The 21368-nt window shown below is 68.0% G+C and carries 18 protein-coding genes; 4 read left to right on the top strand and 14 right to left on the bottom strand.

Translation table 11 applies throughout. The features are described 5' to 3' along the window. The first annotated feature begins 31 nt into the window (after positions 1-31). Positions 32-931 carry a LysR family transcriptional regulator gene (locus tag ASE28_RS24770; RefSeq protein ID WP_057268883.1) on the top strand — a complete coding sequence of 300 codons (900 nt, stop codon included), beginning with the start codon at positions 32-34 and terminating at the stop codon, positions 929-931. A gap of 56 nt (positions 932-987) precedes the next feature. Here ASE28_RS24770 and ASE28_RS24765 read toward each other — a convergent pair whose 3' ends face one another. The 4 genes from ASE28_RS24765 to ASE28_RS24750 all read right to left on the bottom strand — a co-directional run bounded on the left by ASE28_RS24765 (position 988) and on the right by ASE28_RS24750 (position 6138). Beyond that, on the bottom strand, positions 988-3126 hold the full coding sequence (locus ASE28_RS24765; RefSeq protein ID WP_057268882.1) for an alpha/beta hydrolase domain-containing protein: 2139 nt from the start codon (positions 3124-3126) through the stop codon (positions 988-990). 228 nt (positions 3127-3354) lie between these two features. After that, the gene (locus ASE28_RS24760; RefSeq protein ID WP_057268881.1) at positions 3355-4353 is read right to left on the bottom strand and encodes a tripartite tricarboxylate transporter substrate binding protein; all 999 of its coding nucleotides are present in this window, start codon (positions 4351-4353) and stop codon (positions 3355-3357) included. A 46-nt stretch (positions 4354-4399) separates the two neighbouring features. Beyond that, positions 4400-4759, bottom strand: a complete 360-nt coding sequence (locus tag ASE28_RS24755; RefSeq protein ID WP_057268880.1) for a hypothetical protein — start codon at positions 4757-4759, stop codon at positions 4400-4402. Continuing rightward, positions 4756-6138, bottom strand: a complete 1383-nt coding sequence (locus ASE28_RS24750) for an acyclic terpene utilization AtuA family protein (RefSeq protein ID WP_057268879.1) — start codon at positions 6136-6138, stop codon at positions 4756-4758. Before ASE28_RS24750 ends, ASE28_RS24755 begins: the two co-directional genes overlap by 4 nt. Positions 6139-6241: 103 nt before the next feature. Here ASE28_RS24750 and ASE28_RS24745 point away from each other — a divergent pair, with 103 nt between their 5' ends. Together ASE28_RS24745 and ASE28_RS24740 are read left to right on the top strand one after the other, a co-directional pair. Next, positions 6242-7144: a LysR family transcriptional regulator gene (locus ASE28_RS24745; RefSeq protein ID WP_057206853.1), complete on the top strand. Its 903-nt coding sequence runs from the start codon at positions 6242-6244 to the stop codon at positions 7142-7144. Between the two features lie 212 nt (positions 7145-7356). Further along, positions 7357-9924: an ATP-binding protein gene (locus tag ASE28_RS24740; protein WP_235516212.1), complete on the top strand. Its 2568-nt coding sequence runs from the start codon at positions 7357-7359 to the stop codon at positions 9922-9924. Between the two features lie 35 nt (positions 9925-9959). Here ASE28_RS24740 and ASE28_RS24735 read toward each other — a convergent pair whose 3' ends face one another. From ASE28_RS24735 to ASE28_RS24690, 10 genes are all read right to left on the bottom strand, one after another. Continuing rightward, positions 9960-11120 carry an esterase-like activity of phytase family protein gene (locus ASE28_RS24735; RefSeq protein WP_082608246.1) on the bottom strand — a complete coding sequence of 387 codons (1161 nt, stop codon included), beginning with the start codon at positions 11118-11120 and terminating at the stop codon, positions 9960-9962. 124 nt (positions 11121-11244) lie between these two features. Continuing rightward, positions 11245-11853 carry a putative glycolipid-binding domain-containing protein gene (locus ASE28_RS24730; RefSeq protein WP_157422120.1) on the bottom strand — a complete coding sequence of 203 codons (609 nt, stop codon included), beginning with the start codon at positions 11851-11853 and terminating at the stop codon, positions 11245-11247. Positions 11854-11899: 46 nt separating this feature from the next. Then, positions 11900-12418 carry a GNAT family N-acetyltransferase gene (locus tag ASE28_RS24725; protein ID WP_057268876.1) on the bottom strand — a complete coding sequence of 173 codons (519 nt, stop codon included), beginning with the start codon at positions 12416-12418 and terminating at the stop codon, positions 11900-11902. Next, positions 12418-12879, bottom strand: a complete 462-nt coding sequence (locus ASE28_RS24720) for a GNAT family N-acetyltransferase (RefSeq protein ID WP_057268930.1) — start codon at positions 12877-12879, stop codon at positions 12418-12420. The genes ASE28_RS24725 and ASE28_RS24720 overlap by 1 nt, the downstream gene beginning before the upstream one ends. 37 nt (positions 12880-12916) lie before the next feature. Beyond that, positions 12917-13300, bottom strand: a complete 384-nt coding sequence (locus ASE28_RS24715; protein WP_057268875.1) for a YkvA family protein — start codon at positions 13298-13300, stop codon at positions 12917-12919. A 71-nt stretch (positions 13301-13371) separates the two neighbouring features. Further along, positions 13372-14796 carry an ankyrin repeat domain-containing protein gene (locus tag ASE28_RS24710; protein WP_157422119.1) on the bottom strand — a complete coding sequence of 475 codons (1425 nt, stop codon included), beginning with the start codon at positions 14794-14796 and terminating at the stop codon, positions 13372-13374. A gap of 39 nt (positions 14797-14835) precedes the next feature. Continuing rightward, positions 14836-17049, bottom strand: coding sequence for an ATP-binding protein (locus ASE28_RS24705; protein WP_235516211.1), 2214 nt, complete (start codon positions 17047-17049; stop codon positions 14836-14838). Positions 17050-17057: 8 nt separating this feature from the next. Next, positions 17058-18320 (bottom strand): hypothetical protein, encoded by a 1263-nt coding sequence (locus ASE28_RS24700; RefSeq protein ID WP_057268872.1) that lies wholly within the window; start codon positions 18318-18320, stop codon positions 17058-17060. 173 nt (positions 18321-18493) lie between these two features. Then, on the bottom strand, positions 18494-18955 hold the full coding sequence (locus ASE28_RS24695) for a hypothetical protein (protein ID WP_057268871.1): 462 nt from the start codon (positions 18953-18955) through the stop codon (positions 18494-18496). 15 nt (positions 18956-18970) lie between these two features. Further along, positions 18971-19810: a hypothetical protein gene (locus tag ASE28_RS24690; RefSeq protein WP_057268870.1), complete on the bottom strand. Its 840-nt coding sequence runs from the start codon at positions 19808-19810 to the stop codon at positions 18971-18973. Between the two features lie 378 nt (positions 19811-20188). Between ASE28_RS24690 and ASE28_RS24685 the strand changes: the two genes are divergently transcribed. Then, the gene (locus ASE28_RS24685) at positions 20189-21202 is read left to right on the top strand and encodes a PhnD/SsuA/transferrin family substrate-binding protein (protein WP_057268869.1); all 1014 of its coding nucleotides are present in this window, start codon (positions 20189-20191) and stop codon (positions 21200-21202) included. Positions 21203-21368: the final 166 nt, after the last annotated feature.

Raw genomic sequence — 21368 nt, 5'->3', positions numbered from 1 at the left:
TGCGCATATTTGTTGCACCAATAGATCAAACATGGACCGCCTGACCGCCATGCGCGTGTTTGTGGAAGTGGCCACCAGCGGCAGCTTCAGCGCCACGGCCGACCGGCTGGAGATGTCGCGCGCCATGGTCACGCGCTATGTGGGCGAGATGGAGCAGTGGCTGCAGGCCCGCCTGCTGCAGCGCACCACCCGCAGCGTGACGCTGACCGATGCGGGCGAGGCCTGCCTGCGCCGCTGCCAGCAGATGCTGGCGCTGGTGGAAGACATCGAGGAAGAGACCACCGCCACGGGTGAAGGCGAGCTGCGCGGCCAGTTGCGGCTGACTTGCAGCGTGTCGTTCGCCTATGCGCAGTTGGGCGCGGCGATTGCCGACTTCCTGGCGCTGCACCCGCTGCTCAAGATCGACCTGGATGCGAGCGAAGGCGCGCTCAACCTGGTGGAGCGGCGCATCGACCTGGCCATCCGCATCAGCAGCGGGCCCGACCCGATGCTGATCGCCCGGCCGCTGGCGCGCTGCGATTCGGTGCTGGTGGCATCGCCCGCGTACCTGGCGCGCCATGGCGTGCCCGCCCTGCCGGCCGACCTGGAACGCCACCGCTGCCTGAGCTATGCCAACTTCGGCAAGAGCGTGTGGGAGCTGGCCCGGGGCGGCGAGACAGAGCGCGTGGCGGTGTCCAGCCACTTCAGCGCCAACGAGGCCACCACCTTGCTGCGCGCCGCGCTGGCCGGTGGCGGCATCGCGCTGCAGCCCACCTACCTGGCCAACCCGCATATCGCCAGCGGGGAGCTGGCCGCCGTGCTGCCCGAGTGGGGGCTGCCGGTGATGGCGATCAATGCGCTGTACACCTCGCGCCGGCACCAGTCGCCTGCGGTGCGGGCGCTTCTCGATTTCCTGGTCGACCGCTTTGAGGGCGCGCCTTGGTCACTCTGAAATGAAAAAGGCCGGGGCGCCAGCCCCGGCCTTCACGTCAAAGGATCAAACGCCCTTCAAGGAAGGATCACCGTCGCCTTGGCCCGCTCGATCTGGGCCTGCGCATCGCGCGGCAGCAGCAGGCGCTGGGCCACCAGGGCGTTGGCCGCCTCGGTCACAGCGGCCACGTAGCCGGCCTGGTTGCCGTACAGCTCTTCCAGCGACACCCGGCCATCACCGGCGGCCAAGCGCGCGGCCCGCGTGGTGTGAAACGGGATGTAGCCGCCCGTGAGGTTGGCCAGGTCGGTGATGCCTGGCGTGGCCACGTAGTTGAACTCGAAGCTCGTGCCCAGTGGGGCGCGCGCCTCCACGCTCTGGATGCCGGCGCGGGTCAGACCGGTGCGCGCGTCCACCTGGGGCACCAGGATGGCGTAGTCGCGGTTCAGGTTGCGCGGAGGCAGGAGGGTGGCAATGCCGGCCTCGTCCTGCGGCACATACTGCGGTCCGAAGTCGAACAGCGGGAAGTTGTTGTGCCAGCCCAGGTAGTTGAAGTCGGGGATGGCCGTCTGCGCGCCGTTCACCGCCCAGGTCAGCCCCTTCATGGCCGGGAAGGCCACTTGCGCGGGCCGCACCAGCGTGCCATCGGCCACCTTGGGCACCTGGCTGGCGGGTGGCGTGGTGCCGCGCACCACCCAGTCCTCCAGCCCCAGGAACAGCGCGCGGAAGGTGTCGTTGAACTGCACCACCGTGCCCGTGGGGTATGGCGCGCGGCTCGGCGCATACCTGATGCTGGCCGTGCCGCCGGCCCCGCCGTGCTGGGTGCTGGCGTAGTAGTAGATGCGCGCGTTGTCGGGCTGGGTCAGGTCCTTGAGCCCATTGGCGTCCGTTAGCACCGGCGAGCCCTGCAGCTGCCAGAACTCCGTGCCCGACAGGCCCAAAAAGAACTTGGGGCAGGTGCTGGTGGCGGCACAGCGCTTCATCACCCCGCCCTGGCGGCCGCTGATGTCGTCCACGTAGTCCTTGTCCAGCCCGCGCGGCGCCGTCTGGCCGAAGGCGGTGTGGTCGGTGCGCAGCCCGCCGCCGCCGCCGGGCACGGCGAAGCGGGTGTTGATGTTGGTCTGGCGTGCGGCCACGTGGGCGTACATGCCGTCGAACACCTTGCTGCCATCGAGCGCCTGGTTGAAGCCCAGGTGCAAGAAGGTCTTCATCGCGTTGCCCGACTGCGAGGTGCCCTGCCCCAGCGTGTGCGTGATGCGCCCAGCCACCGGGTTGGCCGTGCCGCTGGCGTCGGCCCCCTTGCTGCGGAAGAAGCTCACCGTATCGCGCAGCGCGGCCAGGCCCACGCCCATGACCTTGGGGTCCTTGGCGACGTAGACCAGCTCGTACAGGTAGGCCGGGTCGAACCCGCCCTTGAGGCAGACGCTGGTGGGGCTGGGCGTGCCAGGGAAGGCTTTGGCGCCCGTGGCGTCGCAGGTGGCGAACTTCCAGTCCGCAGCGGAGATGGTCACGTATGGATCGGTCTCGTTGGCGCGCCGCGTGAGCGAATAGCCGGGCTGGGTGTTGTCCAGGCTGGCGGGCTCGTAGGGGATCATAGTGCCATTGAAAACGCCGCCGGGCAGCGTCATCGCAGGACTGGCCGCCGTGGGCACCAACTCGGCGCGGTACGGGCCGGTGATGCTGGTGCCGTCCTTGTTCTTCGCCACGGGCACGGTGGCCGTGAGGCGCGCCGCCGCGCTCTTGGGCACGTCGCCCTGCCAGGCCGAGTACAGCATCACGTAGCCGCGCTCCAGGTACACGGCATCGCTGGGCGTGGCCGTGGGGTTGAGCATGGTGAGGATGTTGCCGCGGTTGGGCGCGTCGTAGCGCAAGACCCCGCTGGCCTTGGCCATGTCCTTGGGCTTCAACATCACAAACTCGGTCTTGTATTCGGCCATGCCGCGGGCATTGACAGGCGCCAGCGCCAGGTCCTGGATGACCGCGTTCTTGGGATCGGCAGGGTCCACCTCGCCCGAGAGCGTGCCCGTGAGGCGCTCGTACGTGCCCACGGTTCCGTAGGTGCCCGGGAAGTCCTCGCGGGCGGTGATCTCGAGCTTCATCGCCGGGGCCTTGCCGGTCAGGCCGTCGTCGCTGCTGCTGCCGCCGCAGGCGGTGACGGCTGCTGCGGCCGCAGCCGTGAGAGCGATGGCGCCCCAGGTGGGAAGAGGATGTTTTCTCATGTTGCTTGTCTCCTGTGTGGTTGCTCTTGTGGTCTCTTGCTTGCGGGAAAAACGGACATGCAGCGGCTTCGCACCTCGCTCACGGGGAGTCGGGTGTTCGGGCATGGCTGCGCCCATACCGGCGGCGCAGGCGCGCGGCCGATTGGCGTCTCTTTCAGGGGTGAGCTGTGCGCGTCCTCAAAAACGCGGCACAGGGCTGCGTGCCGGCTGGGCACGCAGGTGGGCGGTTTACTCGGCTTCGATACCGGCAGCCTTGATGACCTTGCCCCACTTCACCGTTTCGGCGGCCTGAAACTTGGCCAGCTCGTCGGGCGTGGTCGTCCAGGCTTCGGAGCCCGCCATGTCGAAGAAGGCCTTGGCGGCCGCGCTCTTTGTCGCTGCACCCATCAGCTCATTGAGGCGTGCCACCACGGCAGGCGGCGTGCCGGCGGGGGCGTAGGCGGCGAACCAGTAGCCCATGTCATAGCCCTTGACGCCGGCTTCGTCGATGGTGGGCACGTCGGGCAGTTGCGAGCTGCGCTTTTGCGTGGAGTAGCCCAGCGCGCGCAGCTTGCCGGCCTTGACCTGCGGCACGCCGGTGGAGGTGTCGGTGATCATCAGGTCGATCTGCCCGCCCAGCAGGTCGGTGATGGCCAGGGGGTTGCTCTTGTAGGGCACATGCAGAATGTCCACACCCGCCAGCTGCTTGAGCATTTCACCGGCCATGCGGCTCGACGAGCTGCCGCTGCCAAAGCTGAGCTTGCCCGGCGCCTTTTTGGCCGCGGCCACGACGTCGCCCACGTTCTTGTAGGGCGATGCGGCATTGACCACCATCACCTGCCCGCCCTTGCCCAGGCCGCTGATGGGCGCGAAGTCCTTCACCGGGTCGTACGAGAGCTTCTTGTACAGGTGCTCGTTGGCCGCGTGCGTGGTGTTGGTGGTGATGAGGAGGGTATAGCCGTCCGCAGGCGCCTTGGCCACCGCCTGCGCGGCGATCATGCCGCTGGCGCCGGCCTTGTTGTCAATGACCACGGGCTGCTTGGTGTCGTTGGTGATGGACTGGCCGATGGCGCGCGCCAGCTGGTCGGTGGCGCTGCCGGCGGCAAACGGCACGACGAAGGTGATGGCCTTGGCCGGGTAGGCCTGGGCCATGGCCGTGCCGGAAAAGCCCAGCGATGCGGCCATGGCCACGGCGGCGGCAAGGGTGCGTCGGCGGGATGGGGAATGGACGGTGTTGAAAGCGCTCATGTTGTCTCCTGGTGTTGTTGGTGATGGTGAAAGAAGGAAATCGGGGTCAGCCTGGGCCCGCAAGATGCCCGGCCAGTGCCTGCGGCACCTGCACCGGCAGGTCGAGCAGCAGGTAGCTCAGCGCCTTGCCGTGGCTGTCGAGGTTCAAGGCGTCGTTGACACCGCCGTCGAGCACGTCGTCGAGCACGAAGTTCATGGCCTGCAGTTGCGGCAGCACATAGCGCACCACGCGGCCCGGCTGGCGCTGCGCAAAATGGCGCGCCACGGCGGCCTCAGTCACCTGGGCCATGAGCACATCCCACAGTGCAGGGTGCCAGGCGATGACGCTGATGTTGGAGCGGTTGCCCTTGTCGCCCGTGCGGCTGTGCGCCAGGCGGTAGAGCGGAACAGTGATGGTGTCGGTCATGCGGCCGCCCTTTCCTCTTGCACGATGGCATCGAACATGCGGTAGCCCGTGGGCACCGCCTCGCGCGGCACCAGGCACGACACGGTGCCCAGGCGTGGCCGCATGGCCGTGCGCACCCCGCCGCCGCCCGCAGGGCCACAGGTGTACAGGGCCGTCACCTCGCGCAGCAGGCGCTGGGCGCTGGCATGGTCGCGGTGCTGCAGGGCCACGCGCAGGCGCACGTCGCGGGCACCGCCGTCGCCGGTGGCATCCAGCCAGCGGCCGGCATCGTCCCCCAGCACGCTGGTCACGCCGATCAGGTCGATGCGCAGCGGGCCCAGGCCGGCCAGCCGCTCGCGCAGCACCTCGCCCGCCAGGCGGGCACGGGCCTCGGCCCGGGCGCCGGCGTAGGAGATCTCGCCCTCGGCGAACCAGCCCGATTCGAAGCACACGTTGACCTTGAGCGTGGCCGGCCGGGCATGGCCGCGCACCCCTTCGAGCCGCACGGCATCGGGCCCCACGGCGGTGACGGTGGCCTCGGTGATGTCGGCCACCACGTCGGGGGTCAGGTAGGCGGCGGGGTCGTGCAGTTCGTACAGCAGTTGCTCCTTGACCGTGCGCTCGTCGATGCGCCCGCCGGTACCCGGGGGCTTGGTGATGGTGCAATGCCCGTCGGCATCGATCTCGGCAATCGGGTAGCCCAGGCGGGCCATGCCGGGCACGTCCTTGTAGCCGGGGTCGGCGAAATAGCCGCCGGTGACCTGGGCGCCGCATTCGAGCAGGTGGCCGGCCATGGTGGCGCGGGCCATGCGATCCCAGTCGTCGGGTGCCCAGCCGTAGTGCGCCAGGGCCGGGCCCAGCACCAGGGAGGGGTCGGCCACGCGGCCGCAGACCACTACATCAGCGCCCTCGCGCAGCGCGCCGGCAATGGCCTGCGCGCCGATGTAGGCGTTGGCGCTGGCGATGGTTTCGGTGGGCATCGCATTGCCCAGGGCACCCTGCAGCAGGGCGCGGTGCGCGGGGCCGCTCAGGTCGTCGCCCTGCACCACCGCCACGCGCGGGCGGCGCAGGCCCAGCTCGGCCGCCAGTTGCACGATGCGCCGGGCCGCGCCCTCGGGGTTGGCGGCGCCGAAGTTGCTCACGATGCGCACGCCATGCGCCAGGCAGTCGCCCAGCACGGGGCGCAGCATGTCGACCAGCAGGGGTTCGTAGCCGGCATCGGGGTCGCTGCGGCGGGCCAGTTGGGCCAGGGCCAGGGTGCGCTCGGCCAAGGTCTCGAAGATCAGCACAGCCGGCTTGCCGCTGGCGATCAGGGCCTGCACCACGGGCGCGGCGGCGTCCGTGCGGTCGCCCGAGAAGCCGGCGGCGCAGCCGACCAGCAGTGTTGCGTTGTTCGCCATAAGGTGTCTTTGTCTCCTGTGCCGCACTGTAGGCACCGGGTGTTATTCTGTGAAATAGATTGTTGGTATCAATCCATCCGTTTTTCAGATTAATTTGTCGGCAATGAGCAGCCACCACCTCTCCACCCGCCAGCTCGACGCCTTCCTGGCGCTGGCCGAGCAGCGCAACTTCACGCGCGCCGCGGCCCAGTGCCATCTGTCGCAGCCGGCGTTCAGCGCCCTCATCCGTGCGCTGGAAGAGGACCTGGGCCTGCGCCTGTTCGACCGCAGCACGCGGCATGTCGACCTGACGGGCGAGGGACAGAATTTTCTGGAGTCGGCCCGGCGCATCCGCGCCGAGATCACCACCGCCCTGGCCGCCATGCGCGACGCGGCCACCCTGCAGCGCGGGCGCGTGGCCGTGGCGCTGCTGCCGTCGCTGGCTGCGGGCTGGCTGCCGGGCGTGCTGGCGGCCTACCGCAACAGTTACCCGGGCATCGAGATCGACATTGCCGACGTGCTCTCGGAGCCCTGCATCGAGCGCGTGGCCAGCGGCAAGGCCGACTTTGCGCTGGCCGCCATCCGCGCCGACACACCCGAGCTGCAGGCCGAGCCCTTTTGCAGCGACGACTTCCACCTGGTGTGCCGGGCCGACCACCCGCTGGCCCACCGCAAGAAGCCCATTGCCCCCGCCGACCTGGCCACCTGGCCCTTCATCCACCTGGCGCGCAACAGCAGCGTGCGCCAGTACCTGGAGGCCGCCTTCCACCCCGAGGCCATGCACACGCTGATGGAGGTGGAACAACTGGCCACCGTGATGGGCATGGTGCGCGCGGGCCTGGGGATCAGCGTGGTGCCGGCGCTCACGCTGTTCCACTTCGACCAGCCGGGCCTGGTCACGCGGCCGCTGGCCCTGCCCGGCCTGCTGCGCCAGATCTACCTGGTGCGTCGGCGCGACCGCAGCCTGTCGGTGGCGGCGCAGGCGCTGTACACGCTGGTGATGTCGCAGCGACCGGGCCAGGGGTAGCCCCCTATCGGTCTGTCATTGCCAAGTCGTGCACGTTTTTGGTAGTGGCATAGGCGAATGCCTACAAAATCTCTGGACAGGTGTCTTTATCATCGTGCGAAAAATGCGGTGCCGCACCGCCTTCCCCGGGCACGGCCCGATCACAGAACCAGGCACCCATGTCCTCCGGCATACCCACTACCCAAGCTTCCCTCCTGTCCGCCGGCGGCGAAATGGCCGGATTGATTGCGCGCTTCGATTGGGCCGCTACCGAACTGGGGCCGCTCGAACACTGGCCCGCTCACCTCATGCTGGCACTGGCCAACATGCTGCGCTGCCCCATGCCGATTGCCACGCTGTGGGGCGAATCGGGCGTGCTGATCTACAACGACCCCTACTCCAGGTTTTCGGGCGCACGCCACCCGGGCCTCTTGGGCATGAAGATCCGCGAGGCCTGGCCCGAGGCGGCCGACCTCAACGACCGGGTGCTCAAGGTCTGCCTGGCCGGCGGCACGCTCACGTATGAAGACCAGGAGCTGAGCCTGAACCGCGACGGCGTGCACAAGCCGTTGTGGGTGGACCTGAACTACTCCCCCCTGGTAGACGACGCAGGCACCCCGGTGGGCGCCATGGCCTTGGTGGTGGAAACCACCGACAAGGTGCTGGCCGACCGGCGCCTGCTGATGGAGCGCGAGCGCTTTGCCACCCTGTTCGAGCAGTCGCCCAGCTTCATGGTGCTGCTGCAGGGGCCCAGCCACCGCATCGAGCTGGCCAACCCCAAATACCTGGAACTGGTGGGCGACCGCACCCTGCTGGGCCGCACGGTGGCCGACGCTGTGCCCGAGGCAGCAGAGCAGGGGTATGTGGCCATGCTCGATGGCGTGTACACCAGCGGCAAGGCGGCAACGGCCTTTGGTGCCCGTTTCGACATCCAGCAGCATGCGGGCGAGCCAGTGAGCGAGCGCTATCTGGATTTCGTGTACCAGCCGATACGCGATACCTCCGGCGCGGTGACCGGCATCTTCGTGGATGGCCTGGACGTGACAGAGCGCGTGGCCGCTGAGGCCAAGCGCGACGCCTTGATCGAGTTCACCAGCCAGCTGCGCGGGCTGGACAACGTGGACGATATCAGCCTGGCCGCAGCCCGCATCCTGGGCCAGACCCTCAAAGTGAGCCGCGCGGGCTATGGCCGCGTGGACCACGATACCGACATCCTGCAGGTGCAGTGCGACTGGACGGCGCCCGGGGTGCTGACGCTGCAGGGAGAGCTCTGCCTGCGGGACTTCGGCACCTTCATCGATTCGCTCAAGAACGACGAGTTCGTCAGGGTGACCGATGCGCGCAACGACCCCCGCACTGCGGTGGCCGCCGGTGCGCTGGAGTCGCGCAGCGCCCGTGCCTTCATGAACATCCCCGTGGTGGAGCACGAACGCCTGGTGGCCGTGCTCTTCGTGAACCAGGACGACGTGCGCCAGTGGACCCACGAAGAGTGCGAGTTCATGCGCGAGATTGCGGGCCGCACCCGCACGGCCACCGAACGCGTGCGCTCCGAAAACGAGCTGCGCGGCAACGAAGCCCAGCTGCGCGAAATGAACGAGTCGCTGGAGCGCAAGGTGACGGAACGCACCAACGAGCTGATGGAGGTGGAGGCCAAGTTCCGCCAGTCGCAGAAGATGGAGGCCATCGGCCAGCTCACCGGCGGCATAGCGCACGACTTCAACAACCTGCTGGCGGGCATGAGCGCCAGCCTGCAGGTGCTGGAAAAGCGCCTCGCCGCCAGGAACTTCGACAACACCGAGCGCTACATCGGCATGGCGCAAAGCGCGGTGCGCCGGGCGGCATCGCTGACCCAGCGACTGCTGGCCTTCTCACGCCGCCAGACGCTGGACCCGCGCCCCACCGACGTGAACCGCCTGGTGGGGGGCATCGAGGAGATGGTGCGCCGCACGGTGGGCCCCTCGGTCGAGGTGGAGGTGGTGGGCGCGGGCGGCCTGTGGCTCACGCAGGTGGACCCATCCCAGCTTGAAAACGCCGTGCTCAACCTGTGCATCAACGCGCGCGATGCCATGGCCCCCAACGGTGGGCGCCTGACCATCGAAACGGCCAACAAATGGCTGGACGACCGCGCCGCAGCCGAGCGCGAGCTGCCGCCGGGCCAGTACATCTCGCTGTGCGTGACCGATACCGGCGTGGGCATGGCGCCCGAGGTGATCGCACGTGCCTTCGACCCCTTCTTCACCACCAAGCCCATGGGCCAGGGCACGGGGCTGGGGTTGTCGATGGTGTACGGCTTCGTGCGCCAGTCGGGCGGCCAGGTGCGCATCTACTCGGTGCCCGGCGAAGGCACTACCATGTGCCTGTACCTGCCGCGCTACATGGGCGATGCCGACCAGGAGAATCCGCACATCCAGCCCACCTTCGACCACCGGGCCGATGGCGAGGTGGTGCTGGTGATCGAGGACGAGGCCACCATCCGCGGCCTGATCGCAGAAGAGCTCGAGGACCTGGGCTACAACGTGATCTCGGTGGGCGACGGCCCTGCCGGCCTGCACGTGCTGCAGTCCGAGCGCCGCATCGACCTGCTGCTGACCGACGTGGGCCTGCCCGGCGGCCTGAACGGCCGCCAGGTGGCCGACGCCGGCCGCGTATCGCGCCCCGACCTCAAGGTGCTGTTTATCACCGGCTACGCCGAGAACGCGGCCGTGGGCAACGGCCTGCTGGCGTTTGGCATGGAGGTGATCACCAAGCCGTTTGACGTGGCGGCGCTGGCCGCCAAGGTACAGGAGATGATTGAGCGGTAGGGGCCGTTGGCGCGGCTACCATGCCCCTCACAGAATCAATCTGGCAGCACTTCGAAGACGATGAACTGATTGGCCTGCGTGTCGGCCGTGAAGTTGTTGTCCGCCGCCAGCACGAGGGTGCGGTGGCCATTGGGCAAGGTCTTGCCCCAGGTGATGGCTTCGATGTTGTCGAGCTTGACGCCCTGGTAGGTGATGGGCATCTCGAGCAGCAGCTTGCGTGTCATGGGGGTGTAGGCGGCCGAGCCCGCCAGGCTGGCCATGCTGGTCACGTTGGTCGTGGCATCGGTGATCTCGGTCAGCACCAGGCGGATGGTGTTGCCGATGCCCGAGGCAAAGGCACGTTCCACCGCGATGAACTTCTTGTTGCCGATGGCCAGAAAATCCGACAAGCCGTTGTCCGGCCCGAACGGCGCGCCGGCCGGCGCATCCACCGGGATCTTGGGCAACTGGTACGCATACTGCGCCTTGGCCGCGCCCGTGGCCGGGTCCAGTGCCGTCACGCGCACCACGCTGCCGGCCTGCACGGTGGTGAGCGGGCCGTCCTGGATCAGCGCATCCTCATTGGCCACGAACACCGTTCCATCAGGCGCCACCGTCAGCGCCTCGAAGAGCTTGTTGCTGCGCGCGCCAGTGGTGGTGTTGTCCACATAGTTGTAGATCGCCGGCATCTTGAACTCGCGCACGAACTTGCCGGCCGTCGTCATCTCGCGCACGAAGGGCTGGAACAGGGTTGCCGCCGTGGTACCCCAGTTGCCCTCGGACGACCAGTACAGGTTGCCATTGGGCGCCAGGCGGATCGCCTCGGGGTCCACCGTGCGGGCCGATGCGGGAAACGAGGAGCCATCCTCGCGCTGCATATAGGTCTGGCGGTTGACCTTGACCGTCACCGGGCCCGTGGCAGCGTAGTCGATGCTGAGGTTGTAAAAGCGCGGCGTGCCACGCTCGCCACCGCGGTCGTCCGAGATGGCCCAGTAGCTGCCGTCAGTGGCCTGGTCCAGCCCCGAGATGCCGCCGAACTCGACGCCTTCGAACATCGTGCCGGTGGGCAGGGATGCGGTGCCGATCAGCTTGAGGGATGCGACGCGGGATTCGCCGGTGTCGTCGTCGCTGCCGCCGCAGGCCGCCAGGGCCGTGGTCAGTGCGGCCAGGGCGAAGACGGCGGCCGAACGGCGCCAGGTGGTGTGTGCGAAGCCCATGGGGAGTGTCTTTCTGCGGGAGAGGGAAGAAAGCACGGGAGCTTGCGCGGTGAATGCGTCAAATGCGTGACACCTGGGGTGGCTGTTGCTGCCACGAAACGCGTTGGGCCGAGCAGGCCTTCGCTCAGAGGGCGACCCGCGCAAAAAGCTCCGGATAAGCTACCACGGCGCCATCCCCGCACACCTGAAGCACCCCGCTGTACCCCACCGTAGGCGCGTCGTACTGGTAGCGCACGGTATCCAGCCGGCGATAGACCTGCGGCAGCTCCTGCAAGCGCAAGTCCGGAAACGACAACCAGGCAGAGGGGGCCTGTTCCTCCTGCCCGACCTGCAAGGCCATGCGCCGGATGGCGATCATGTTGGTGGCGGGGCTGAAGTTGAGGTCCATGTCCGGGCATGCGTGCGCTGAAACACCGGTGTCCGCATCGGGTTCACCACCCTGCCCCACCCACCAGCGGCCATCGGCGCCGGGGTGAAAGCGCAAGTCCACTACGCGCCCACCGCAATGGCCGGACACATGGGCGGCCTGCGTCACCCAGCCTGTATCGACGCTGACCGCATAGCCCAGGTCGCACGCCAGCCCTTCTTCATGGAACACCGCCATGCCGTGCAGGTCCCAGCCGCCATCGGCCCGCGGGTAGACGCGGCAGACATCGCTGCCAGTCCCGCCGCCAATGCGGCGCCAGAAGAAGGTGTGTTGCGGTGCGGCGGTCATCGCGACGGTCTGCGGCACAGGGATTCCTCCTGCGATTGAATGCCGGGCGCCGCCACGTTACTGCCTACTGCAGCAGCAAACCCATCTGCATGGCATCATGGTAGATGCCATCGATGCACACGGCCTCGGGCTCGGTGCCCCAGACGGTGAAGCCCAGGGATTCGTACAACGCACCAGCAGCCAGATTGGGCAGGTACATGGTGAGGTGGATGCGGCGCACACCGGCCTGGCGAGCATGATCGACGGCCTGCGCCACCACCAGGCGCCCCAGGCCCTGGCGGCGATGGTCGGGTGCCACGAAGGTGCCCCACAACACAAGCTTGTGGCGCGACGATGCGAAGGGTTCCGACGGGGCTAGCGCAGCGGTGGCGGCGAGGGTTGCGCCGACGAAGGCGCCAAAAACCACGTTCGTCGGGGCACCGAGTTGGTCGCGAAAACCCTGAAGGGGCCGAGCCAGTTCCTCCTGCATGCCCAGGCCCAAGGGCACGGGATTGTCTGCAGCGACCAGGCGGCGCAGCGCGCTGAAGGTCTCGGCATCCTCGGCAGTGAGCCGGCGCAGGATGAATCCATCGCCCGAAGCCATCACGCAGCCACCTGCACCTCTTTGCGCATGAACACGCTGTGCACGTCCGGCGCATAGTCGCCAAACGGCCCGCTCTCCTCATAGCCCATGCGGGCATACAAACCCAGCGCCTCGGGCTGCAGGGGTCCCGTCTCCAACGCAAAACGCGTGCAGCCGCGTGCGATGGCTGCAGTTTCGACCAAGGCCAGCAGTGCCCGGGCCAGGCCCTGGCCGCGCGCTTCGGGGCGGACGTACATGCGCTTGACCTCTCCGAAATCGGCGCCCAGCACCATGGCGCCGCAGCCCAGGGCCACGCCCTGCTCCGAGCGCGCCACGGCGAACAGCGCGTGGGGCTGGTCGAGCGCGTTCAGGTCGATGCCGTGGTGGCTCTCGGGTGGGTACAAGGGCTTCTGGAAGGCGTCGAGGTCGTCGATGAGCTGCACCACGTCGGGCTGGCGGGGGGATTCCAATCGGATTTGCATGCCCGCCATCGTAAGGGATCGCACCCCACCGCTGCCTTCAGTTCGGCCGATGCACCCACCAGTAGACGAGCCCCGACGCAAACGCCAACCAGACCAGTACGATGACCACCGCCGCAGCCCGGCTCCGGGGCCGCTCCAGCACGCTGGCTGCCTTGTCACGGGCGTCCTGCAGCACCGCAGGCGGCAGCATGCGGATGACGAGCAGCAGTCCCAGAGGGACGATGAGCAGGTCGTCCAGGTAGCCGAGCACGGGGATGAAATCGGGGATCAGGTCGATGGGACTGAGCGCGTACGCGGCCACTGCAACGGCCAGGCAGCGCGCGAGCCATGGCGTGCGCGCATCGCGGGCAGCGAAGTAGACGGCGACGACGTCACGCTTGATGCGGCGTGCCCAGTCTTTGGCGGTGGTCAGGAGGGACATGGCATGCGCAGTATCCCGCAGGCGTCCTACTCTTTTCGCAGCGATACGGCCAACCAAAGCTGCGCCCTGCCCTATCCCTGCGTCTTGAGGTACTGCGCGCACATACGGCCCACCACATCGGCAACCGCCTCGAATGGGGGCAGCGCGTTGGCTGAGATGGGCAGCACCACCTCCTCCCTGCTGAGAAAATTATTGCCCTCCTGTTGCCGATACTTGACGAGCAGGTTGGTCCAGAACACGTCCGGCTCCACCTCCACCACGCCGCTGCGGCTGAGCCAAGATTTCGTCTTTGACAGCCGGATGGCGGTGAACTGGTTGTCGTACTCGGCGTACAGGGCCTGCATCGGTATGCGGGGGTCGGCAACGGTGGCCAAATGCTCGAAGATGCCGTGCATGAAAGGCAGGAACCATTGGGAATCCGGGTTGGGCGGTGCGAACGCAGGGCCGTTGAATACTGCACGCGCGCGATCCCACGATGCGCGTTGGGCTGCACCATCGGGGTTGGTGTTCACCTTGGGAGGCTTCTTCGCGGGCACTCCGGTACTCAAAGCGGCCACGCGGGCTTCGTATTCGGTGCCCTTAAACAGGCGTGCATCGGCCGCCAACAACTTGCCTTGCGCGGCCAGCGCCTCGGCCAGGACGGCTGCCACATCCAGGTTGCCACCGCTCACGGCCAGGCGCAGCGGGGTGCGCCCGCGGGCGTTGGCGGCCGCAGGGTCGAGGCCCCAGACCAGCAATTGGCGGGTGGTGGCTACGGGGTCGCCGTGGCGCATCCAGGCCACCGAGATGCCTGCGCGGCTCAGGTCCAGGCCGCCGACGTCGCCGGCGATGTACATCAATGCGTTGGAGCCTGCGGGATTGGTGGCCAGCACGTTGGCGCCCCGGCCCTTCAGAAACTGCAGCAGCGGCACGCTGCCCATGTAGGCAGCCATAAGCAGTGGGTTGTACATCTCGCGGTGGTCCAGGGCCTCGATGTCGGCGCCTGCCGCGAGCAGCATGTCGATGGCCTGGTACACGGCGTCGGCATGCCCAGCCTCGGCATCCTCGCGAAAGGGGATGCTGAAAATCTCGCCGCGCATGTCCCCCAACCCGAGAACAATGCACAGCGCGGGATCCTTGGTCTTGCGGGGATCACCTCCTGCCGCCAGCACCAGGCCCAGCCGCTCCAAAGAGCGCTCACTGGGACCGCTCCACAATTGCTCGCAGCACACGGCCAGGGGCGTGGAATTGCGGTTCTTGCGCTTGTTGGGATCCGCACCGTGCTCCAGCAGCAGGCGCAACAAGTCCATTTGTGCATCCACGCGCTGGGTGGCTGTGGGCTCGTCAGGACCATCGTAGCGTGCCCAACGGGGGCTGCAGGCCCACTGCGACGCGGGGTACTGGGACACGCTGATGCGGTCGGGGTGTACTCCGGAGCGGACCAGCCGCTCTATCTCGGCAACGATGGTTTCGAACCCGATGTCGTGTTCGAGGGTAACGGAAGAAGATGTGGCCATGGAAAAAGGAACCTCAGAAGAAAAGATGCAACTCGCTCGTCAGGCCTTGGCCATCACCGCCAGCTCCTGGTGCAGCAACAGCTCCACCTCGCTGGGCTCGAACTGCGCGGACATGAGCGGTATGGCAAAGCTGTAGGCGGCGCCCTCGCGGCGCAGCACCCAGGCCAGTTGCAGGCGCGCGAGCGACTGGCGCAGGGCCTGGGCGTCGGCCTGCACGCCGTGGCCTTGCAGCAGCCCCGCCAGGGCCACCAGGCTGGTTTCTGCCTGCTGGGCAACGTGGTAGACCACCACGCGGTCGAGCCGGCAGGCGTCGTCGTCGGGCGAGAGGCGGCCCCAGCCGGCCAGGGCGTCCTGCACGGGCTGGGAGGCCAGGGCCTGGTTCAGGTGGCGGGCCTCGATCACGCGCTCGCCAGGCTGCAGGGCCTCCAGGCATTCCTGGCACAGGATGGCGACCAGATTGGCGCGCAGGCCACTGGCATCCACCAGGCGCTCCACCAGCGCATCGCCGCCAAAGCCCAGGCGCAGGCGGCGCAGCGGCTCGGTGGCCAGGGCCTTGCAGGCGGGGCGCTCCAGCCCGCCGATGGCCAGCACCTCGCCAAAATTGCGCAGCGGGCTCTGGTAGTCGAGCACGGCCGTGGCGTACAAATCCCAGAAGCCGGCCAGCATGAACCAGCAGCGCCCCTCTTCGCTGAGCGAGCGCAGGGTCGACAGCTGGTGATAGCCGTGGTTCGACTCGTCGCGAAAGAACAGGTCGGCCTCGTCGATCAGCAGGTACAGGCGCTTGCCGGCGTACTGGGCCTGCAGGTGGTCCACGATGGCTTCGAGTGGCGTGTCGGCCGGCAGGCCGAATTGCAGCGCCATGCGCGGCGCCAGCCGGTGGTCGCGCAGCGACACGTAGTGGCACACGATCTGCGGGTGGCCCTGCAGGCGCCGCTGCACGGCCTTGAGCAGGCTGCTCTTGCCCAGTTGGCGCCCGCCCACCACTAGGTAGTTGGCCGGTTCGCGGTTGACCACCCGGGCCAGCAATTGCTCGCGCCCGAAGAAGGAGCCCTCGCGCGTGACGCCGCCGCGCGTCTGGTAGGGCGAGATGCGCGTCACGCGCAGCTGGGCCGAGAGCAGGCGCAGCAGCACCTGCAGGGGCTGGGCCGACAGCAGCCATTCGGTCTGGCTGGCGCTGTCCACCATCACGTGCAGGTTGGCGCCGTCGTCGGTGTGGGCGCGCAGCAGGGGCCAGGGGGTCTCGGTGCCGTGCTCGCACAGGATGAGCAGCACATCGGTACCGGTCTGCGCGGCGCGCAGCTGGCGCAGCACGGTGGCCTCGTCGAGGCCCGGCGCGGGGATGTAGAGCAGGCAGCGGTCCAGCGAAACCGGCAGGTCCGGTGGAAACTGCCATTCGAACACCGCGCCGGGCAGCGCCCAGTCGCGGCTCGGCTGGCTGCGGGCGGACACGCGCTCGGCCAGCACCGTGGACTGGTCGGCCGGGTCGTCATGCGCGAACTGCACGGCGCTCTGCCAGTCCCGGGTGCGGATCTCGGCAGCCTCGAGTGTGGCACGCAGACGGCCCACGGTGCGCAGCAACTGGTCGATGCGCGGCAGGCGCGAGACGGGGGTGCGCAGCAGCTTCTCGGGGCGCAACTGGGCCGGGCCGATCAGCGGGTGACGCAGCACCCACACCACGGCGCCAACGACGAAGATCAGTGCACACCACTTGATGAGGCTGCGCAGCCAGCCAAAAGGCTCTGCCGCTTCCACCGCGGCGATGCGGGCCTGGCGGATGGCATCGGGGTCCATGTCGTCGCCCTTGACGTCCTGGTTGTCCTGGCTCTGGGGGCCGGCCGCGCAGCTGATGGGCAGCAAGCCCGGGGGCATGGGCGGCTTGCCGGGGCGACAGGTCCAGTGGTACATGTCGGGCGTCATGTGCAGCAGCACCTGCGTGCCGGACAGATTGCCGAGCGCGGGGTCGCTGATCACGTCGGCCTGCAGGCGCAGCGGCCCGGGCGAGGTGACGCGCAGCTTGGGAAAGGGTATCTGCGGCGCGTACTTCTGGATGTCTTCGGGCCAATGGCCCAGCTCCTGGCTGGCCTGCACCAGGGCCACGCGCCACTGCACCAGCTCGCCCCACACGGGGCCAATGCTCTCGGCCGTGCGCACCGATCCGCGGGTGGCGGGGTTCAGGTGCGGCGTGAGCAGCGCGCTGCCGATGAACAGCGTAGCGCCTGCGACGATCAAGGCCCTGATCACGGGCCACGTCATCCAGGACCTCAACTGCTCGAGCATGCGGCCTCCAGCACCATCAAGCCCGCATGGCGCACCGTGTCGCAGCGCCAGTGCAGGCGCGCCGCGTCGCCGGTGCCGCGCACGTGGATGAGGTTGCCCCAGAACAGGCGGCGCAGGTCGTCGTCCTGCAGGTAGGGGCGGGCACGGCCCAGGTCATCGGCCTGCAGCAGGCTGCGCAGGCGCTCGCGCGGAGCGCCCTCCTGCGCCAGCGGCAGAAAGGTCTGCCACAGGCGCGGGCTGCCTGCCAGCTGTGTGCGCAGCGCGGCAGATGAAGCCTGGGTCTCGTTGATGCCCTGCTCCACCATCCACTGCAGCCCTTCCTCGAACAGCGCGGGGTGGCCGCCGCTGGCGTCCAGCAGGTGGGCCAGCACCGTCGCGGGCCAGTCGTGGCCGGGCCAGCGCTGTTGCGCCAGGATGGACAGATCGGCTAGCGTGGGCTCGGGCCAGTGGTTGACCTGGGCGATGTTGAGCAGCGACATGTCGCCGCTGCGGTACTTGAGGTCGGCCAGCGCCTCGCCGCCGCACAGCAGCAGGTGCAGGCGGCCGCTGTGCATCTCGCTCAGGCTGCGCAGGATGCCAGCCAGCGTTTCGCGCAGCGCGGGCGTGCCCTGCTCGAAGCGGCTGACCAGGCAGAACAGCCGCTCACCGGCCACAAGGCGCCGCTCCAGCGCGGATTCGAATTCATAGTCCGACTGCACCTCGCCCAGCCCGCACTGGCGGCCGATGGCGGCGAAGTATTCGGTCGGCGCGGTGCTCACGCTGTAGGGCGGCTGGATGTGCAGCACCGAGGTGGCGCCGTACTGCTGGCGCGCGCGCTGCAGCAGCTCGGGCCGAAACGGCGGCTGCCCCCAGTGCGCGGGCGACAGCAGCATGGAGATCGGGTACGGCATGGCCTGCGCAAGCTGGCCGAACAGCCGGGCCTGGAAGGCGCCGAAGGGCTGTTCGCTCTCCGCACCCGTGGCGGTGCCCGCAGCCGTGGCCGGTGCCTCCACCTCGGCCTGCAGCGGATACTCCGGCGCAAACCCGGCAGCGCTGAGCAGGCGGTTGGCCTCGGCCTCGGTCAGGCGCAGGTATCGGGTGCAGGCCACCACCTTCTCCCGCGAGCGGGCGTTGGGCGCCGACATGCCGTTGCGCCAGTTGTTCACCGCCTCTCGGCTCAGGCCGATCTCGGTGGCCACCCCCGAGGCACTCGCACGGATGCGGCGCATGTAGAGGGACAGAAGCTCCGGGAACGCGTCGTGGGCCATGGATGGTGGGCGGCAAGCCGTTTGGAAAAGGAGGTGGCAGCAAAAAGAGGCCGGCGCCCCTGGCACGGATTGTCTCCTGAGCCAGGGCTGCCGGCCGCCAAAAAGCCGGTGCATCGAACAGCGACGGAACCCTGCAGTGGGCTGGCAGGCCATGACCGCCGCTCGATGCGGGCTCACACCAGCCTTTGCACCATGGGCCAGCCCTTGTGGCAAGCCAGCCCGCATGCAGCCAGCACCGGGCTGTACAGCACGACTACGCCCAAGATGGTCAGCAGCCAGCCAGGTTCCTCGTCTTCGCTGTCCTCCCCCGCCTGGCCTTTTTCTCCCTCCCTCGCGGCCTTTGCGGCCTTGTCCTTGTCCGAATCGGCGTCGCCCGTGACCTCCTGCACCATCACCCCGGCCACCGCCAGCAGCGCAACGCCCAGCACTCCCAGGTAGGCGTACTGCAGCGCCAGACGCTCCAGCGGATAGAAATAGCCGGCCAGCAGCACGCCCGGCAGCACAAAGAACAGGCGCATCAGCCACCGGTACCAGTCATAGCCTTCGCCCTTTTCCAGCGCGCCCAGCACCAGCCGGTAGGCCAAGGCCCCCAGCACAAAGATCACCCCACCCCACCATTCGATCTGCGTCAGCATGTGTGTTCTCCCTGGTCAAGAGCCAACGGCGGCGGCTTCGCCATCGGTATCGCCATCACCATCGCCGCCATCGCCTTTCAGCTCGCTGTGCGTGCGCGTCGCGTAGTACAGCGGCAGCGCAATGGCCAGCACCAGGCCCAGCCCGAGCCACAGCCACAGGCCCTTGAACAGCAGCACGGTGACCACGGTGAACACCGCTGCGTGCAGCAAGCCCTTGAGGGCCGAGCCCAGCACCACCACGCCGATCACGCCGTCCATGGTGTTCTTGACGCCGTTCTTGCCCATGGCCTTGGCGATCTCGACAAAGGCCTCGGCGGCTTCCTGCGCCTCCTTGCGCTTTTTCGCCTCGTCCTTGGCCAGGCGGGCGACGGAGAGGGGCTTGGCCGGGTCGTGCGCATCGGCTGCAGCGCGTTCGCCTGGCTCGTCGCCATCGTCCGGGTCGTGTGCGGGCTCGACGATGGTCTGAAGGTGCGGGTACAGCGCCAGAAAATACGAGCGCGGCACCCACTGGCCCTTGTCGAAGTACATGCGCTGGGTTTCACCCACCTGGTCGTAGAACACGTCAAGCACGGCAGCCTGCAGGCCGTGGCCGAACAGTGCGACCAAGGGTGACAGGGGCAGCGGGTCGCTGGTGCCGGTGTCGAAGTTCAGCTGCAGGTAACCGGGCGCGGCCGTCACCTGCTGGTTGAACCACTCGGCATCCCAAAGGTCTGCCAGCGCCACGCCCAGCTTTGCGGCCCAACGCGTGGCCTCTGCAGTGTTGCCCTCGGCGATGTACTGGTACACCAGTTGGGCGTACTTGAGCCGTATCGAATCTTCGAAGAACAGGTGCAGGGTATGGGCGTTTTGGGACATGGTGGAGTCGGTGTGGCGACCGGGATTGGCTGCGAAGTGGTTGGATTGTTGCCGCCGAGCGTGTGCTGCGCCCTCTCCACCTTGTCCATTTGCACACCTGCAGCGCTTGACAGGGTGTCAACCGAACAATGGCGGATGGGTGTTTTGGCACGAGCACCACACCGGGGCCCCGCAAGTCGCCAAGGTTACAAACAGGTGGGTCGCGTCGTGCATACTGGCCCGGCCTACCGGGCCCCTCGCAGCACGCCTGTGCCGCCACGGCCTGCCCCGCAAGGCAGCCATTCCCAACGCATTGCCACCAGCCATCCAGCGCCCGCCGGGCGCGGGGCTGGCGCCGCGTTGGCCGACACAAGAATGAACCGAGGAAGAGAAAACACCATGCTTGCCAAACCCCTGGATGCGCGCCTGTGCGCGACGCTGCTGTCAGGCGCCACCTTGCTGCTGGGCCCCGTGGCCGCGCAGACCACGGCCACCCCACCGGCCAAGGCCAGCGCTGCGCGGCAGACCGCCGGACCCGCCGCCCCGCTGTTTGGCGGCACGCGCGAAAAGCTGGTCGTGGCCATGCCCAAGACCTACGCCAAGAGCGAGACCATGCTCATCTGGGGTGACTACTTCAATCACCTGGCACGCTGCGGCAACCTGGACCTGCAGAATCTGCAGGGCGAATCGCTGGAACGCAGCGTGAACATCGACACGCTGGGCGAGAAGGAGCTGATCGACGGCATCGTCGCCGGCAGGGTGCAGCTCGCCCAGGTCAACCCCGGCCTGGTTCCGCAGCTGGTGGCGGCGGGCCAACCCGCCCCCTTTGGCGTTCCGGGCAACAAGGCCAGCGGGCAGCGCAATTCGTACAAGCTGATCCTGATCTCGCGGGTGGACAGCCCCTTCACCAAGCCGCAGGACCTGGTGGGCAAGAAGATCGCGCACACCACGCCCACCTCCAACTCGGGCAACCTGGCGCCGCGCGCCCTGTTCCCTGCGCTGGGCCTGGTACCCGACCAGAACTACGAGGTGGTCTTCTCCAACGGCCACGAGCGCTCGGTGACCGGCGTGATGCACGGCTTCTACCCAGCGGCCGCCGTGGCCAGCGACCTGTACCAACGCATGGTGGTCAAGGGCGACGTGAAGGGGTCGAGCATTCGCACCCTGTGGGAAAGCCCGCCCTTCATGACCGAGACCTGGACCCTGGGCAAGGACGTCTCGCCCGAAGTGCAGGCGCGCGTGACCAAGTGCTCGTACAGCTACAGCTTCTCGCCCAAGCTGCGCCAACTGCTGCCGGGCAACGATACCTTCCTGCCCATCAACTTCGAGCGCGATTTTGCGACGGTGATGGAGGTCTACAACAAGACCCAGAAGGCCCAGGCAGGCAAGGCGGCCACGGCGGCCAAGCCCTGAAGAGCCACCGATCCGCCGGCCAACTGGTGGGTCATGCTCGGAGGCTGCGCGGCCGTGGCACAGTCTGGGCTCGCTTGCCGGCGGGTACTCTGGCAACCCACGCCTGTAAAGGCGTTGCGATACCTCGCTTTCACCACGACGAAAGGTCCCGCTCTTGACCACTCTT

The organism is Acidovorax sp. Root219 (assembly GCF_001428665.1).
Lineage (GTDB): Bacteria > Pseudomonadota > Gammaproteobacteria > Burkholderiales > Burkholderiaceae_C > Acidovorax.
The sequence above is the reverse complement of the archived record's forward strand: the minus strand, read 5'-3'. Positions and strand labels throughout refer to the sequence as shown.